General features: G+C 73.7%; 8 protein-coding genes. 3 read left to right on the top strand and 5 right to left on the bottom strand.

Annotated features, from left to right (window positions below):
* Positions 1-162 precede the first annotated feature (162 nt).
* Together ACZ4SF_RS19845 and ACZ4SF_RS19840 are read right to left on the bottom strand one after the other, a co-directional pair.
* Positions 163-2,742, bottom strand: coding sequence for an ABC transporter permease (locus ACZ4SF_RS19845; RefSeq protein ID WP_468385873.1), 2,580 nt, complete (start codon positions 2,740-2,742; stop codon positions 163-165).
* A complete protein-coding gene (locus ACZ4SF_RS19840) occupies positions 2,739-3,578 on the bottom strand; it encodes an ABC transporter ATP-binding protein (RefSeq protein WP_468385870.1) in 840 nt (279 codons plus the stop codon). Before ACZ4SF_RS19840 ends, ACZ4SF_RS19845 begins: the two co-directional genes overlap by 4 nt.
* A gap of 445 nt (positions 3,579-4,023) precedes the next feature.
* Here ACZ4SF_RS19840 and ACZ4SF_RS19835 point away from each other — a divergent pair, with 445 nt between their 5' ends.
* A complete protein-coding gene (locus ACZ4SF_RS19835; protein ID WP_468385867.1) occupies positions 4,024-5,520 on the top strand; it encodes an MFS transporter in 1,497 nt (498 codons plus the stop codon).
* Positions 5,521-5,728: 208 nt separating this feature from the next.
* Here ACZ4SF_RS19835 and ACZ4SF_RS19830 read toward each other — a convergent pair whose 3' ends face one another.
* Positions 5,729-7,129 (bottom strand): alpha/beta hydrolase family protein, encoded by a 1,401-nt coding sequence (locus ACZ4SF_RS19830; RefSeq protein ID WP_468385864.1) that lies wholly within the window; start codon positions 7,127-7,129, stop codon positions 5,729-5,731.
* A 315-nt stretch (positions 7,130-7,444) separates the two neighbouring features.
* Here ACZ4SF_RS19830 and ACZ4SF_RS19825 point away from each other — a divergent pair, with 315 nt between their 5' ends.
* Together ACZ4SF_RS19825 and ACZ4SF_RS19820 are read left to right on the top strand one after the other, a co-directional pair.
* Positions 7,445-7,957: a DUF485 domain-containing protein gene (locus tag ACZ4SF_RS19825; RefSeq protein WP_468385861.1), complete on the top strand. Its 513-nt coding sequence runs from the start codon at positions 7,445-7,447 to the stop codon at positions 7,955-7,957.
* A complete protein-coding gene (locus ACZ4SF_RS19820) occupies positions 7,954-9,600 on the top strand; it encodes a sodium/solute symporter (protein ID WP_468385858.1) in 1,647 nt (548 codons plus the stop codon). Before ACZ4SF_RS19825 ends, ACZ4SF_RS19820 begins: the two co-directional genes overlap by 4 nt.
* A gap of 60 nt (positions 9,601-9,660) precedes the next feature.
* Here ACZ4SF_RS19820 and ACZ4SF_RS19815 read toward each other — a convergent pair whose 3' ends face one another.
* Positions 9,661-10,548, bottom strand: coding sequence for a DivIVA domain-containing protein (locus tag ACZ4SF_RS19815; RefSeq protein WP_468385855.1), 888 nt, complete (start codon positions 10,546-10,548; stop codon positions 9,661-9,663).
* Positions 10,549-10,826: 278 nt separating this feature from the next.
* Entirely contained in the window at positions 10,827-14,429 is a 3,603-nt protein-coding gene (locus ACZ4SF_RS19810) for an SUKH-4 family immunity protein (protein ID WP_468385852.1), read from the bottom strand.
* Between the last annotated feature and the right edge of the window lie 7 nt (positions 14,430-14,436).

Below are 14,436 nucleotides of genomic sequence, written 5' to 3'. Positions count from 1 at the left end.
GCACCACAGCCCCGCCCCCGAGAAGCGGCCCCACAGCAAAGAACCCGGCACCGGGAAGTCCCCCAAGACTTCCCGGTGCCGGGGTTCGCCCCCGCAACCCCCGTGTGCGGTGGCCGTCTGGTCGAAGCGCCCGCGGGTGGGGGCCGCGGGGGCGGTGTCCTGCTAGTCCGTGGCGATGGCGTTCAGTACGTTCATGCGGCCCGCACGGAACGCCGGGATCAGCGCGGCGAACAGGCCCACGAAGGCCGAGCCGATGAAGACGGTGCTGATCGTCGGCCAGGGGATCTCCAGAACCTTCATGCCCTCCAGGGCGAGGAGCTTGTGGGCGGTGGCGCCCCAGGCCATGCCCAGGCCCAGGCCCAGGAGCGCGCCGAAGACGGCGATGACCACGGACTCCAGGCGGATCATGCGGCGCAGCTGGCGGCGGGAGAGGCCGATGGCCCGCATGAGGCCGATCTCCCGGGTCCGCTCGACCACCGACAGGGCCAGGGTGTTCACCACACCCAGGATCGCGACGATGATCGCGAGGGCGAGCAGGCCGTAGATCATGTTCAGCAACTGGCCGATCTGGTCCTTCAGCGCCTGCTTGTAGTCGGTCTGGTCGCGCACGGTGTACTGCGGGTAGTCGTCGTGCAGCGCGGCCTTGAGCGCCTTGTAGGCGGCGGCCTCCTGCCCGTCCTCGGCGGTGGCGAAGACCAGCAGGTCCAGCGGCATCCGGTCGGCCGGCACGTACCTGGCCGCGGTGGCGATGGAGACGTACATCGCGCCCTTGTCGATGACGACGTCGTCGCTGGTGATCGCACGGACCGTCAGCTTGGCCGTCCTGCCCTCCCGGAAGTCGACCGCGACCCTGGAGCCGAGCTGGACGCCGTGCTCGCGGGCGAAGCCCTCGGAGACCGACATCGAGTCGGGCTTGTAGGCGTCGGCGAGGCTGCCGGCGACCGTCCTGGTGCGCACGTCCTGCGGGTAGGTCGGGTCGGCCGCGCTGATCTCGGTCTTGGAGGCGCGGCCGTCCGGGGTGGTCAGGGTGGTGTCCAGGATCCTGTACTCGGTGACCCGCTCCAGGCCAGGTGTGTCCTTGAGCGCGGTGACCGCCTGCCGGACGATCCCCTTCTCGTGGTCCTCCTGGACGATGAAGTCCGCGCCCACCGTCTTGTCGAGCTGGTCGGTGGCGGAGGCCACCATGGAGGAGCCGACCACCGACAGGCAGGCCACCAGGGCCAGGCCGATCATCAGGGCTGCGCCGGTGGCACCGGTGCGGCGCGGGTTGCGCAGCGCGTTGCGCTCGGCCATCCGGCCCACCGGCCCGAACATCCGCAGCATGACGGCGCCGAGGACGCGGACCACGCCGGCGGCGAGCAGCGGGCCGATGACGACGAAGCCGATCAGGGTGAGCACCACGCCCACGCCCAGCCAGCCCGAGCCGCCCTTGGCCTCGTCGGCGGTGGCGGAGACGTACAGGCACCAGCCGCCGGCGCCGGTGAGGAGGAGGCCGAGGGCGGCCCGTACGGCTCCGGCCCTGGCGTCGGTCGGGGCGCCGGCGTCGCGCAGGGCGGCCATCGGGGAGATCTTGCCGGCGCGCCGGGCGGGCAGGTACGCGGCGAGCACGGTGACGACCACGCCGAGCAGCAGGCCGATCGCGGGGGTGGTCCAGGCGACCGTCAGATCGTCCGTGGACAGGTTCATGCCCATCTGGCCCATGAGCTTCATCAGGCCGATGGCGATGCCGATGCCCGCGCCGACGCCGAGCGCGGAGCCGAGCACGCCGAGCAGCAGGGCCTCGACGAGCACGGACCGGTTGACCTGCTTGCGGGAGGAGCCGATGGCCCGCATCAGACCGATCTCGCGGGTGCGCTGGGCGACCAGCATCGAGAAGGTGTTGATGATGAGGAAGATGCCGACGAGGAAGGCGATCCCGGCGAAGCCGAGCATCGCGTACTTCATGACGTTCAGGAAGCTCTGGACGTCCTTCTGGTTGGCGTCGGCGACCTCCTTGGCGGTCTGCACCTTGTAGCCGTGACCGAGGGCCTGCGTGACGTTCTTCTTCAGCTGCGCGTCGGTCACGCCCTCGGCGGCGGTGACGTTGACGTTGGTGTAGACGCCGGTCCGGCCGACCAGGGTCTGCTGGGCGGTCCTGGTGTCCAGGTAGAAGATCGCCGCGCCCGGGTTGGTGACCCGGAAGGAGGCGATGCCCGACACGCGCGCGTGGTACGTGCCGACGGCCGAGATCATGCCGATCTCGTCGCCGAGCTTCAGGCCGTGCTTGCCGGCCGTGTCCGCGTCGACCATCACCTGGCCCGCGCTCCCGGGCGCCTTGCCGGAGGTGATCTCCATGGTGCGGGCGTCGTTGCCGTTCCAGCTGCCCACGATGGTGGGCGCGCCGCTGTCGGGCGACAGCTTGTCCTTGTCGGCGTCGACGACGGTCACCGAGGTGGAGAACACCGTGCCCTCGGCCGACTTCACGCCGCGGGCGCCGCGGACCTCACCGACCACGGAGGCCGGCACGACCGGTGGCTTGCCGGTGCGGGAGGTGGTCTCACCGCTGTCGGACGAGCCCTTGGCGGCGACGGTCACGTCCGAGGCGGTCGCCTGGAACAGCTTGTCGAAGGTGCTGTTCATCGTGTCCGTGAACACCAGGGTCCCGCAGACGAAGGCGACCGACAGCAGGACCGCGACCGCCGAGAGCGCCATACGGCCCTTGTGCGCGAAGAAGTTGCGCATCGAGGTCTTCATGACGGTCATGACGTACGTCCCCGGGCGTCGAAGTCCTTCATGCGGTCCAGGACCTGATCGGCCGTCGGGTGGTACATCTCGTCGACGATCCGGCCGTCGGCGAGGTAGAGCACGCGGTCGGCGTAGGAGGCGGCCACCGGGTCGTGGGTGACCATGACGATGGTCTGGCCGAGTTCGTCCACCGAGCGGCGCAGGAAGCCCAGAACCTCCGCTCCCGCGCGCGAGTCGAGATTTCCGGTCGGCTCGTCCCCGAAGATGATCTCCGGGCGGGCCGCGAGCGCGCGGGCCACGGCGACGCGCTGCTGCTGGCCGCCGGAGAGCTGGGTCGGCCGGTGCTTGAGCCGGCCGGCGAGCCCGACGGTCTCCACGACCCGGTCCAGCCAGGCCCGGTCGGGCTTGCGGCCGGCGATGTCCATGGGCAGGGTGATGTTCTCGACCGCGTTGAGCGTCGGCAGCAGGTTGAACGCCTGGAAGATGAAGCCGATCCGGTCCCGGCGCAGCTGGGTGAGCTTCTTGTCCTTCAGGCCGGTGATCTCGGTCTCGTCCAGATGGATCTGACCGCTCGTCACCGTGTCGAGGCCGGCGAGGCAGTGCATCAGGGTGGACTTGCCGGACCCGGAGGGGCCCATGATCGCGGTGAACTGGCCGCGGGCGATGTCCACGTCGACGTGGTCCAGCGCGACGACCCGGGTCTCGCCGGACCCGTACGCCTTCACGACCTGCCGTGCCCGCGCGGCGACGGCCGTGCGCCCTCCCGCCATCCGGCCACCGTCCCCGGTCGAGGCGCTCCGCGCCACACCTTCTGAATCGCCCCCGTGCCTGGGACTGGTCACAGCCGATGTCACGGTATGTCTCCTATGTCGGTTGACAGGTCGATGGTGAATGCCCCGGTGTCCCGGGTCGTCGTCTGGATACGTCGATGAGTCTCGCGGTCGGCGGGGGTGCCTCGCCCTGGTGCGAAGCCCCGTCTTTCCGGGGGGAAAACCCCACCCCCGCCGCTGCGGTCCGCCGCCCCCCAGCGGCGTAAAGCCAGGTTAAGGACCGCCCCCGGCCGGACTCGTCCTCCGCCGGGACGAACTCTCCCCGGGCCGCAGTACGGAGGAACCCCTAGGGGTGCTCCACCGCCGGGTGGAGCCGTTCTCGGGGTCGTCTCCACCCTTCGGTGCGCACAGCCTCCACCCCTCCGTCGCGTCAGGGTCAAGTCGCCGGTCGCATGGGAAGCTGTCGTCGCGGAGATCGGTGCAGGGGGCACGGGCCAGCCCCCGGCAGGGAGCACGGGAGGGGTGTGCGGTGGGGAGTACGTCACCGGCGATACGCGACGGAGCCGCCCGGCGGCCGGACACCCGGCGGCGAGGCACGGTGGTCGCCGCGCTGATGCTGTCGATGGCGCTGGCCGCGCTCGACTCCACCGTCGTCGCCACGGCCGTCCCCCAGATCGTCGGCGACCTCGGCGGGTTCTCCGTCTTCTCGTGGCTGTTCTCCGGCTACCTGCTCGCCGTCACCGTCACGCTCCCCGTCTACGGCAAGCTGTCCGACACCTTCGGCCGCAAGCCGGTGCTGGTGGTGGGGGCCGCCGTGTTCCTGCTGGGTTCGCTGCTGTGCGCGGTGGCCTGGAACATGGGGGCGCTGATCGCGTTCCGGATCGTGCAGGGCCTGGGCGGCGGGGCGTTGCAGGGCACCGTGCAGACACTGGCCGCGGATCTGTATCCGCTTGAGGAACGCCCGAAGATACAGTCCAAGCTGTCCACGGTGTGGGCGGTGTCCGCGGTGGCCGGTCCCGGGCTCGGCGGGGTGCTCGCCGCCTACGCCGACTGGCGCTGGATCTTCCTGGTCAACCTGCCGATCGGCGCCGCCGCACTGTGGCTGATCGTCCGGCATCTGCACGAGCCCGAGCGGGAGAGCGCCCGCCACGCGCGCGTGGACTGGGCCGGCGCGCTCGCGGTGTTCGCGTGCGGCGGGGTGCTGCTGACCGCGCTGGTGCAGGGCGGCGTCGCCTGGCCCTGGCTGTCGGCACCGTCGCTGACCCTGTTCGGCACCGGCCTGGCACTGCTCGGCATGGTGGTGGCGGTGGAGCGGCGGGCCGCGGAGCCGATCATCCCGGGGTGGGTGTGGCGGCGCCGGACGATCGCCGCCGTCAATCTGGCGCTCGGCGCGCTGGGGCTGCTGATGGTGGCACCGGCGGTGTTCCTGCCGACGTACGCGCAGTCGGTGCTCGGGCTCGCGCCGGTGGCCGCCGGGTTCGTGCTGTCGGTGTGGACGCTCAGCTGGCCGGTGACGGCCGCGCTCAGCCAGCACGTCTACCGCAGGATCGGCTTCCGGGACACCGCGCTGCTGGGCATCGGCCTGGCGGCGCTGGTCCTGTTCGCGTTCCCGTTCCTGCCGTACCCGGGTTCCTGGTGGCAGCCGACGCTGCTGATGCTGCTGCTGGGCGGGGCACTGGGGTTGTTCCAGCTGCCGCTGATCGTCGGTGTGCAGTCGACGGTGGGCTGGTCGGAGCGGGGCACCACGACCGCATCGGTGCTGTTCTGCCGGCAGACCGGGCAGACCGTGGGCGCGTCCCTGTTCGGTGCCGTCGCCAACGGGGTGCTGGCCGCCCGGCTCGGCGGGGCGGGCGACCTGGACTCCGTCACCCGGGCGCTGGACGCCGGTACGGTCCCCGGGGCGACCCGGCGGGCGATCGCCGAGGCGGTGCACGCGGTGTACCTGGGGGCGGCGGGTGCGGCGGCGCTGGCGTTCGTGGTGCTGCTGATGGTGGCGCCCCGGCGGTTCCCGGTGCTGCAGGAGTGAACGCCCCCGCGGCCGCCGACGGTACGCGGGACGGCACGGACCCTCACCGGGGAGCCGCGCCCACGCCGCCATCCGGCGCCCACCGGGGAGCCGCGCCCACGCCGCCGCCCGACGCCCACCCGGCAGCCGCGCCCACACCGCCGCCCGACGCCCACCCGCCAGCCGCGACCACGCCGCCCGCCCGGTGGAAGCCCTCCGGGCGACCCGGTCAGGGCAGGCGGACGGAGACCTCGGGGTACCGCGCCGACGGCCCGTCGAGCAGGGGCCGCGCGCGCCCCTTCAGGTGCCGGTCGAAGAAAGCGGCCATGTACGCGCGCGTGATCGCCTCCGAGCGCTGCCCGGACAGCACGTCCGGGTCGGCCATGCCGAGCAGTTCGGCGAGCACCGGCGCGTCCGTGAAGGTGCCGTGGTCGGCCCCGGCGACCGCCAGCCGGCGTTTCCAGCCGTCCAGGTGCGCCCAGGCCTCGTTCCACGTGCGGTCCTCCGGGCTGGAGGCCTTGCCGAAGAGCAGGAAGGGACGCCCGCCGAGGCCGTCCTCGGGCACGGGAGCGAAGAACGTGCCGTCCATGTTGGCGCCCGCCCGCACCCGCGGGTCGGCTGCCATGGTGACGGCGGTGGCGGCACCGCCGAGGGAGTGCCCCGCCACGCCGATCCGCGCAGGATCGATCATGCGGGCGTACCGCCAGGCCGGCCGGGGTCCCGTCAGGCGGTCCAGCACGAAGGAGAGGTCGGCGGCCCGGCTCTCCGCGACGGCACCGTACCCGCCGGCCGGCCGCTCGTCGCAGATCGCGCACGGCACGGTCCGCCCGTCGGGCAGCGTCGTGCCCGTGTTCTCGTACAGGTGGTCGACGACGGCGACGACGTACCCACGGCTCGCGAGGTCCTCGGCGAGACCGGTGAGCGTGGCGCGCGGCAGGGTGAAGCCGGGCGAGAGCACCACGAGCGGGTAGCTGCCGCGCGCCGGGCGGGCGCCGGGATGCGACCAGGTGCGGACTCCGCTGAGCGCCTCGGCCGGGACCGTGGAGTCAGGCACCTTCGCCCGGAGCAGGAGCCGCGCCTCGTCCGGGGTCATGTACGCGGCGGTCGGGCCGCCGGTCCGGGGGCGGGCCGGGTAGTACACCGAGACCATCAACTGCCGTGCGCCCGCGGCCGGTACCCAGGGATCCCGGCGGGCGCTGTCGGTCAGGTGCAGGGTGGCACGGCCGACGGCGTGCGGGCCGGTGGGGCGGGGCAGCGCTGCGGGAGCCTCGGCCGCGGCGGCCGTCGCGGGCGTCTCGACCACGTTCGCGTTCGCAGGGGCCGGGGTGGCGGCAGGGGCCGGGGCGGCGGGAGCCGGGGTGGCGGGAGCCGGGGTGGCGAACGCGGCGGGAGCCGGGGCGGCGGAGGCCGGGGCGACAGAAGTCGGGGCGGCGAACGCGACGCCAGGCGGGGCGGCGGAGGCCGGGGCGGCGAACGCGACGCCAGGCGGGGCGGCGGAGGCCGGGGCGGCGAACGCGGAGGGAGCCGGGGCGGCGAACGCGGCGGGGGCGACGAGCGCCGATGACAGGGCCGCGGTGAGCGCGGAGGCCGCGACGGCGGACCGTCGGGGTAACGCACGGGAGAGGTTCATGTGCTGGACGGTAGGCCAGGGGCGCGGGCCCGGTCATCGCCTCGCGGAGGTATGCGCGCGTGGGTCCCGTGAGGGAGGAGACGGCGTACCGCGGAGGGACGTCCGTGCCCGGCATGCGACCTGAGTCGTACGAACGCGAGTTGACGCCGGTGACACCCCGGATGCGGCCGGTTCCCGCGGGGTAAGCGCATACCGACTGGCCAGTTCGGTGAAAACGCCGCGCGGCCGGAACTGCGCGAGTAGCGTGCGTGGCTCTGCTCCCACACCTCCCTGCGGTCCGCCGCCACGGACCCGAACCATGCAAGGAGCCCCGGGATGTCCTACGACCCGCCGCACCCGTCGTACCCTTCCCACCCCTCGCATTCCTCGCACCCCTCGCGCCCGTCACACCCGCCGTACGGCTCGGACCCGAACCTCCGGAGCCGCCCTGCACTGCGTTCCTCCCCCTCGCAGCCGACGTACCCCTGGCAGCCCACGCCCCCCGAATCGTCCCGCCCGGCCCACCGGCCGGCCCGCGAACCCCTCGGCCACCACAGCGACCTGCGCGTGCTGCGCAGCGCCTACCGCTGGCAGCGGCGCACCGCCACGCTCACCGCGCTGGGCTACTTCACGGGCTTCCTCGTCCTGTCCGCCTGCGCACCCGGCGTCATGACGAGCACGGTCGCCGACGGCATCCCCGCCGGCCTGCTGCTCGCCCTGCTCCAACTGCCCGTCACCTGGCTCGCGATCGCCCTGTACGAGCACACCGCCCGCCGGCACGTCGATCCGCTCGCCGACCGCATCCGCAGGCACGCCGAACTGGACGCCCGGCGCGGAGCGGTGCGATGAACGGCGCCGCGGGCGGCCCCGCCGTCCCGGGCTTCACCGGCTTCAGCGAATCGGCCCAGGCCATGTTCCTGGTCGCCTTCTCCACCGTCGCCACCGTGACCCTGCTGCTGTGCGTGATGACCGGCCCCGACCGGGACGACCTCGACGAGTTCTACACCGGCTACGGCTCCCTGTCCCCGCTGCGCAACGGCCTCGCCATCGCCGGCGACTACATCTCCGCCGCCACCGTCCTCGGCACCGGTGGAGTGATCGCCCTGTGCGGCTACGACGGCGTCGTCCTCGCCCTCAGTACCGCGCTGTCGCTGATGCTGCTGATGTTCCTGCTGGCCGAGCCGCTGCGCAACGCCGGCCGGTTCACCATGGGCGACGCGCTCGCCCGCCGGCTGCCGGGCCGCTGCGTACGCATCACGGCCTGCGCCGTGACGATCGCCGCGCTGCTGCCGCTGATGCTGGTCCAACTGGCCGCGACCGGACAGCTGATGGCGTTCGTCCTGGGCTTCGGCAGCGAGTCCCTGAAGACCGGATGCGTCGTGGGTCTCGGCGCCCTGATGATCGCCTACGCGGCGATCGGCGGCATGAAGGGCACCGCGCTGATCCAGATCCTGAAGATCGTGCTGCTGGTCGGCTCCGGCGCCGTGGTCGCCGTCCTCGTGCTGCGCCGCTTCGACTGGGACCCCGGTGCCCTGTTCACCACCGCGGCACAGCGCAGCGGGGCCGGGCCGGCCTTCCTGCACTCCGGGCTGCAGTTCGGCACCAGCGCCACGTCCCGCCTCGACATGATCGCCTCGGAGCTGACCGTCGTCCTCGGCGGTGCCTGCCTGCCGCACGTCACCATGCGCATGTACACCGCCTCCAGCGCCCGCCAGGTGCGCCGCTCGATGTCCTGGGCGGTGTCGATCGTCGCCCTGTTCGTGCTGGTCATCACGGTGGTGGGGTTCGGCGCGACGGCCCTGGCCGGACGGGCGGCGGTCTCCGCCGCGGACCCGCAGGGCAACACGGCGTATCTGCTGGGCACGCGCGCGGCGTTCGGCCCAGGCGTGTCGGCGGCGGAGACCTTCCTGTTCACGCTGGTCATCACCGCGGTCTTCCTGACCCTGCTCGCCTCGGTGGCCGGAATGATGCTCGCGTGCGCCAACTCCCTCGCGCACGACGTGTTCGCGGCCCGCGTGCAGGAGATGCCGGCCCGCCGCGAGATGACCCTGGCCCGCGTCTCGGCGCTGGCCATAGGAGTGCCGACGATCCTGCTGGCCACCCTGGTGCAGCACCACAGCCTGCAGCCCCTGGTGACGCTCTCCTTCTGCCTGGGCGCCTCGGCCCTGGCTCCCGCCCTGGTCTACGGCCTCTTCTGGCGCCGTTACACCCGCAGCGGGCTGATGGGCACGCTGATCGGGGGCTCGCTGACCGTGCTGCTGCTCATGCCGGGCACCAACCTCGTGTCCGGCTCACCGGTCTCGGCGTTCCCGCAGGCCGACTTCAACTGGTTTCCGTTCACCACCACCGGCCTCGTCTCCATCCCGGCCGGCTTCCTCTTCGGCTGGCTGGGCACGGTGCTGTCCGGACGTGCGCGGGCGGAGCAGCAACGGCGCCAGTACGAGGCGGTGGAGGGGTGGATCCTGGCGGGGGCGGTGCGCAGGGAGAGCTGACAGGGGTAGTGCGCAGGGGGAGCTGACGGGCCGTCCTGTCCGCGGGCGCCCGGCCGGCCGCTACTCCAGTGCCGCCTGGCCCGTCAGCGAGATGAGGCTGTCGCGTACGGAGTCCATGTGTGCGCTGACGTCGTCCCAGGTCTCGCCGTGCTCGCGCAGCACCTGCTCGGTCTCCCGGGCGATGTGCTCCTCGCGCAGACGCGCGTGGGCGAGGATCTCGGCGGCACGCACGCGTGCCTCCTCCTCGTAGTGGCCGTCGCATCCCTGGGCCTCCTCCAGGGCCTGTTCGGCCTCGGCCAGCTCGGCCTCGGCCCGGCTCAGCCGTTCGGCGAGCCGGGCGTCCAGCTCGGCCGCCTGCTCGGCCTCCTCGCGTTCTGCCCGGGCCCAGCGGGCGGCGTGCTCGCGGGACTGCTCGGCGAGCATGCCGGTGGTGCGCTGCCGCAGCTCGCGCAACGCGGCTAGCTCCTCTCCACGCCCTGCCTTCACTTCGAGCCGGGCACCGATGCGGAGGCCGTCGGCCTCGGTCTGCGCGCCGAGGAGCAGTTGGCGGGCGTATTCGTCGGCTTCGGCGCGGATCGCGTCCGCGGCCTCCTGCGCCTGCCGGCGTACGGCCTCGGCGTACGCCTCGGCCTGCGCGATCTGCTCACGCGTTTCGCGCCGCGCGCGCTCCCCGATGGCCACCCCCTCGTCCAGCACGAGCTGGAACACACGCCGTGCACGGTCCCCGAGCGCCTCGTACGTCTGCGGCTCCAGAGCGGCGACGGCCTCGCGCGCCCGCACGGCCTCCGCCTCCATCTCCTTGGCGAGCACGGTCAGCCGGGCGGCCCGCTCCCAGGCGGCGTCCCGGTCGTCGGAGAGTGCCTCCAGGTACGCGTCGACCTGGTGGGGGCGGTAGCCGCGCCCCCGGACGGTCGCGAAGCCGTGCGGCGACATCGATGCGCTGCTCACCCTGGGAACCCCTCTCCACCGGACATGACGACAGGAAGATTTCGCGCATATCTTGATGGATCGGACTTAAGTGTTCATAACGCGACACTCCGCAGGCGCGTCACGGTCGGAATCTCGCAATGCGCCCTCGTCGTGCGCGACCCGTGCCGACGACGGCCCCACACCCCCTGCAAACGCCTCGTGCCCTCCACGCACACGCGTGAAGGGCACGAGGGCTCACATCCGGCCGAGGTGAGCGACGGGCGAGGGGCGCGCGACCGCGCTATCGCGCTATCGCGCTACAGCAACCCGTCCCACATCTGCTCCAGCAGCACCGACCACCAGCTCTCCGGCGAACCCAGCGCCGCCGGGTCCAGGGCGGCCAGCTGCGCCTGGAAGTCGACGGTCCAGCGGCCCGCCTGCTCCTGGTTCAGCCCGTACCGCAGCCGCCACATCCGGCCCAGCAGAGCCAGGCAGCGGGCGAACTCCGGCAGCCCGGTGTTCACGAACTGCGGCGGCACCGGTGCACCGCCCGGCCCCGCCTCCACGGGCACGGCCACGATGTTCGCCGTCCCGTACTGCACACAGATCGCCCTGCCGAAGTCGGTGCCCATGACGAGATACGAACCCGCGTCCGCCGCGGGCTGCACCCCGCGCTCGGCCGCCAGCTCCGCCAGCGTCGGCACCGGACGGCCCGGCTGCGCCTGCGCCCAGAAGAACGGGCCCAGATCAACCGGCAGACCGGCCACGACCAGCGTGTGCGCCACGACCGGCGGCACACCCTGCCGGGACACCGCCTGCTGTTCGAACCGGAAGATCCCGGGCCCGAACGCCGCCGCCAGCTCCTGCGCGATGCCCTCCGGCGGGACCGGCGGCGCCGGCTGCACCGGCGGCAACGGCGCCCGCACCGGCGCGGGCCGTGCGGGACCGTCCGCCACCTGATGCAACTCACCCTGGTGCGCCAGCAGCTGCTGCATGCCCTGCTGCCGGCTCGCATGGTCCGTGCCGTACGGCGCGATGCTCGTGATCCGCGCCTGCGGCCACTGCTCCCGGATCATCCGCGCACAGTAGGCACCCGGCAGCGTGCACGACTCCAGCTCCGTGTGCAGCTCCAGCACCTGGTCCGGGGGTACGTTCATCGCCCGCAGCTCGTGGAAGATCTGCCACTCCGGGTGCGGCGTACCCGGTGCCGAACGCCGGATCAGCTGCTGCTCCGAGCCGTCCTGCGCGCGATAGCGCAGCACCGCCTGATAGCCAGGGCCGACCGTCGGCTGCCCCTGCTGCGGATACCCGTACGCCGGAGCCTGCCCCGGCACGGGGCCGCCCGGCGGCATCGCACCGGACGGCGGCATCGCACCCTGAGGCATCGCACCCTGAGGCATCGGCGGCGTCCCCGCAGTACCCGGAGGCATGCCGGGAGCGCCCGGCATCCCGGGTACGGGAGCGTGCGGCGGCGGAGCCGCACCCGGACCGCCCACCGGGGGAGCGGACAGCACCGTCTCCGCGTGGTGCACGGCACCGCGAGCCCCACCGGGCGCGCCGGGAACACCAGGAGCCCCGGGGGCACCAGGGACACCGGGGGCAGCCGGGGGCTGCGGTGCGCCAGGCGTGCCCTGGGACCTGGGAGTGCCGGCGGCGGGAGGCATGCCCGGGGTGCCCGGAGGCTGCGGCGCACCCGGCGCAGGAGGCATGCCCGGGGTGCCCTGGCCCGCGGGGGCGCCGGGCGGGTTCGGCATGCCGGGGGCGCCCGGAGGCTGCGGTGCGCCGGGAGCGCCAGGCACACCGAGGACGCCGGGGACAGCCGGAGGCTGCGGCACTCCCCCGCCCATCTGGCTGGGGTCGGCCAGCATCGTCGCCGCGTGATGCACGTTGCCCGGAGGCATACCGCCAGGAGGAGCCATCGGTGCCGCGGGCGGGTTGGGGGCGCCCGGAGCGTTCGGCACGCCCGGCGTCTGCGCTCCCTCCGCGCTGCCCGGCCCGGCCGGCGTGCCCGCGCCGCCCTGACCCTCGGGCCCGTCCGGTCCGAGCGCCGACACAAGCTGCGTCGGCACGTACCCGCCCGCAGGCGCACCCGGCGCGGACGGTGTCGCCGCACTCCCGGGACGCGCACCCGGAGCGCCGGGTACCCCCGGCGGAGGAGGCGGCGCGCCCACTCCACCGCGCGCCTTTTTCGGCGGCGGCGCAGCCTTGCTCGTCGCCGCGTCCGCGATGTCACCGGCGTTCGGCGCGAGCCGCCGCCCCGGCGCACCCGGCCCGGCGGGAGGCTGCGGCGCCTCCGGCACACCGGCCGGCGCCTGCGGATAGCCGTACCCGGGGGCATCCTGCGGAGCGCCGGGGGCGCCCTGCGGATGGCCGTACGACGACGGGACACCCGGCGGCGCAGGCGGCGGCGTGCTGCCCGGCGGAGCCCCCGGCACGCCAGGCGCCGCGGCAGGCGCGGCCGGAGTGCCGTGCGCCGGAGAGTAGGACGGTGCCCCCGGCGGAGGCGTCCCCGGTGCCGCCGGCCCCTGCGGGTAGCCGTACACCGGCGCGCCCGGCGGCGGTGGCGGTGGCGTACCGCCCTGCCCGGTACCCGGCACGCCGGGCGCACCCGGCGCATACACAGCCCCAGGCGCATGCGGAGTCCCAGCAGTACCCGGCGCATACGCGGTCCCGGCGGTACCCGGCGCGTACGCGGCTCCAGGGGTGCCCGGCGCGCCACCAGGCGCCGGCACGCCACCCTGCGTGTCCGACGGGAAACCCTGTCCCCCGGACGCGTCCGGGGCGTCGAGCGCCGGCGCGATCGCCGTCGGCGGCAACTGGCTCCCGCCCGACATCAACGCCGTAGGCGCGTCCGGCGCAGCCGCCGACGAGCGCGGCGCCTCGTCCTCCAGCTCACTCAGCGGAGGCGCGAACACGGTCGCGGGCAGCGGCACGGAACGGTCGTCCTCGCCGGCTTCCGCATTCGTGTCGGTACCGGCCCAGGGCGTGGCCCCCGGGGGCACGTCCACCGGAGCGGGGACCCCGGCCTGCGTCTGCGCCGGCCCGCCGCCGCCAAAAGGCACCGCGTCCGCCGTACCGCCCACAGCAGCCCTGCCACCGCCCGCAACGGCACCCTCGTCGGGAACCGCCGCAGAACCCGGACCCGAACCACCGCCCGGACCCACCGAAGCCGCAGCCCGACCCGAGCCCTCACCCGGAACAGAACCCGCATACGAACCCGGCCCCGAACCCGCATACGAGCCCGGAGCGGGCCCCGGAACCGGACCCGAACCGAGCCCCGGCACACTCGCGGCGGAACCCGGAACGGAATCCGCAGCGGAACCCGGCCCGGCACCCGAAGCCGCCGGCCCATACCCCGAAGAGCCCGGCCCAGACCCCGGGGCAAGACCCGCAGCAGAACCCCCAGAACCCGCAGACCCCGAGGCGGCCGCACCAGAAGCCGGAGCGGAAGAACCCAGGGAGCCCGCACCAGAAGCCGGGCCCGAAGAATCCGAGGAGCCCGCATCAGAAGCCGAACCTTCCGCCGCACCCGGCTCCCGCTCGCCCAACCCCAGCTTGTCCGCCGCCTCCTGCAGCCACTCCGGAGGAGTCAGCAGGAAGGACGTCTGGTTCAGGTCGACCCGCGCCGCCGGCGCCGGCACCGCGTCCTGCGGCTCCTCGGCGCGGCCGTACTCCTCCTCGTACCGGCGGATCACCTCACCCACCGGCAGAGCAGGCCACAACGTCGCCTCCCCGCTGTCCCGGGCGATGACCAGACGCTGACCGCCCGCATCGGAACGCGGTCCCTCCGCCCGGTCCTCGCCCCACACCACAAAACCCAGCTCGAACTCCCGCACCCGCACCTCACGGTGCTGGTACGCGGGCACGTCGCCGTTGATCCACTCCTCGGCGCGCTCCTGCGCCTGCGCGTAAGTCACCATCGCCTGC

Source organism: Streptomyces sp. NPDC027663, from assembly GCF_055566415.1.
The sequence above is the reverse complement of the archived record's forward strand: the minus strand, read 5'-3'. Positions and strand labels throughout refer to the sequence as shown.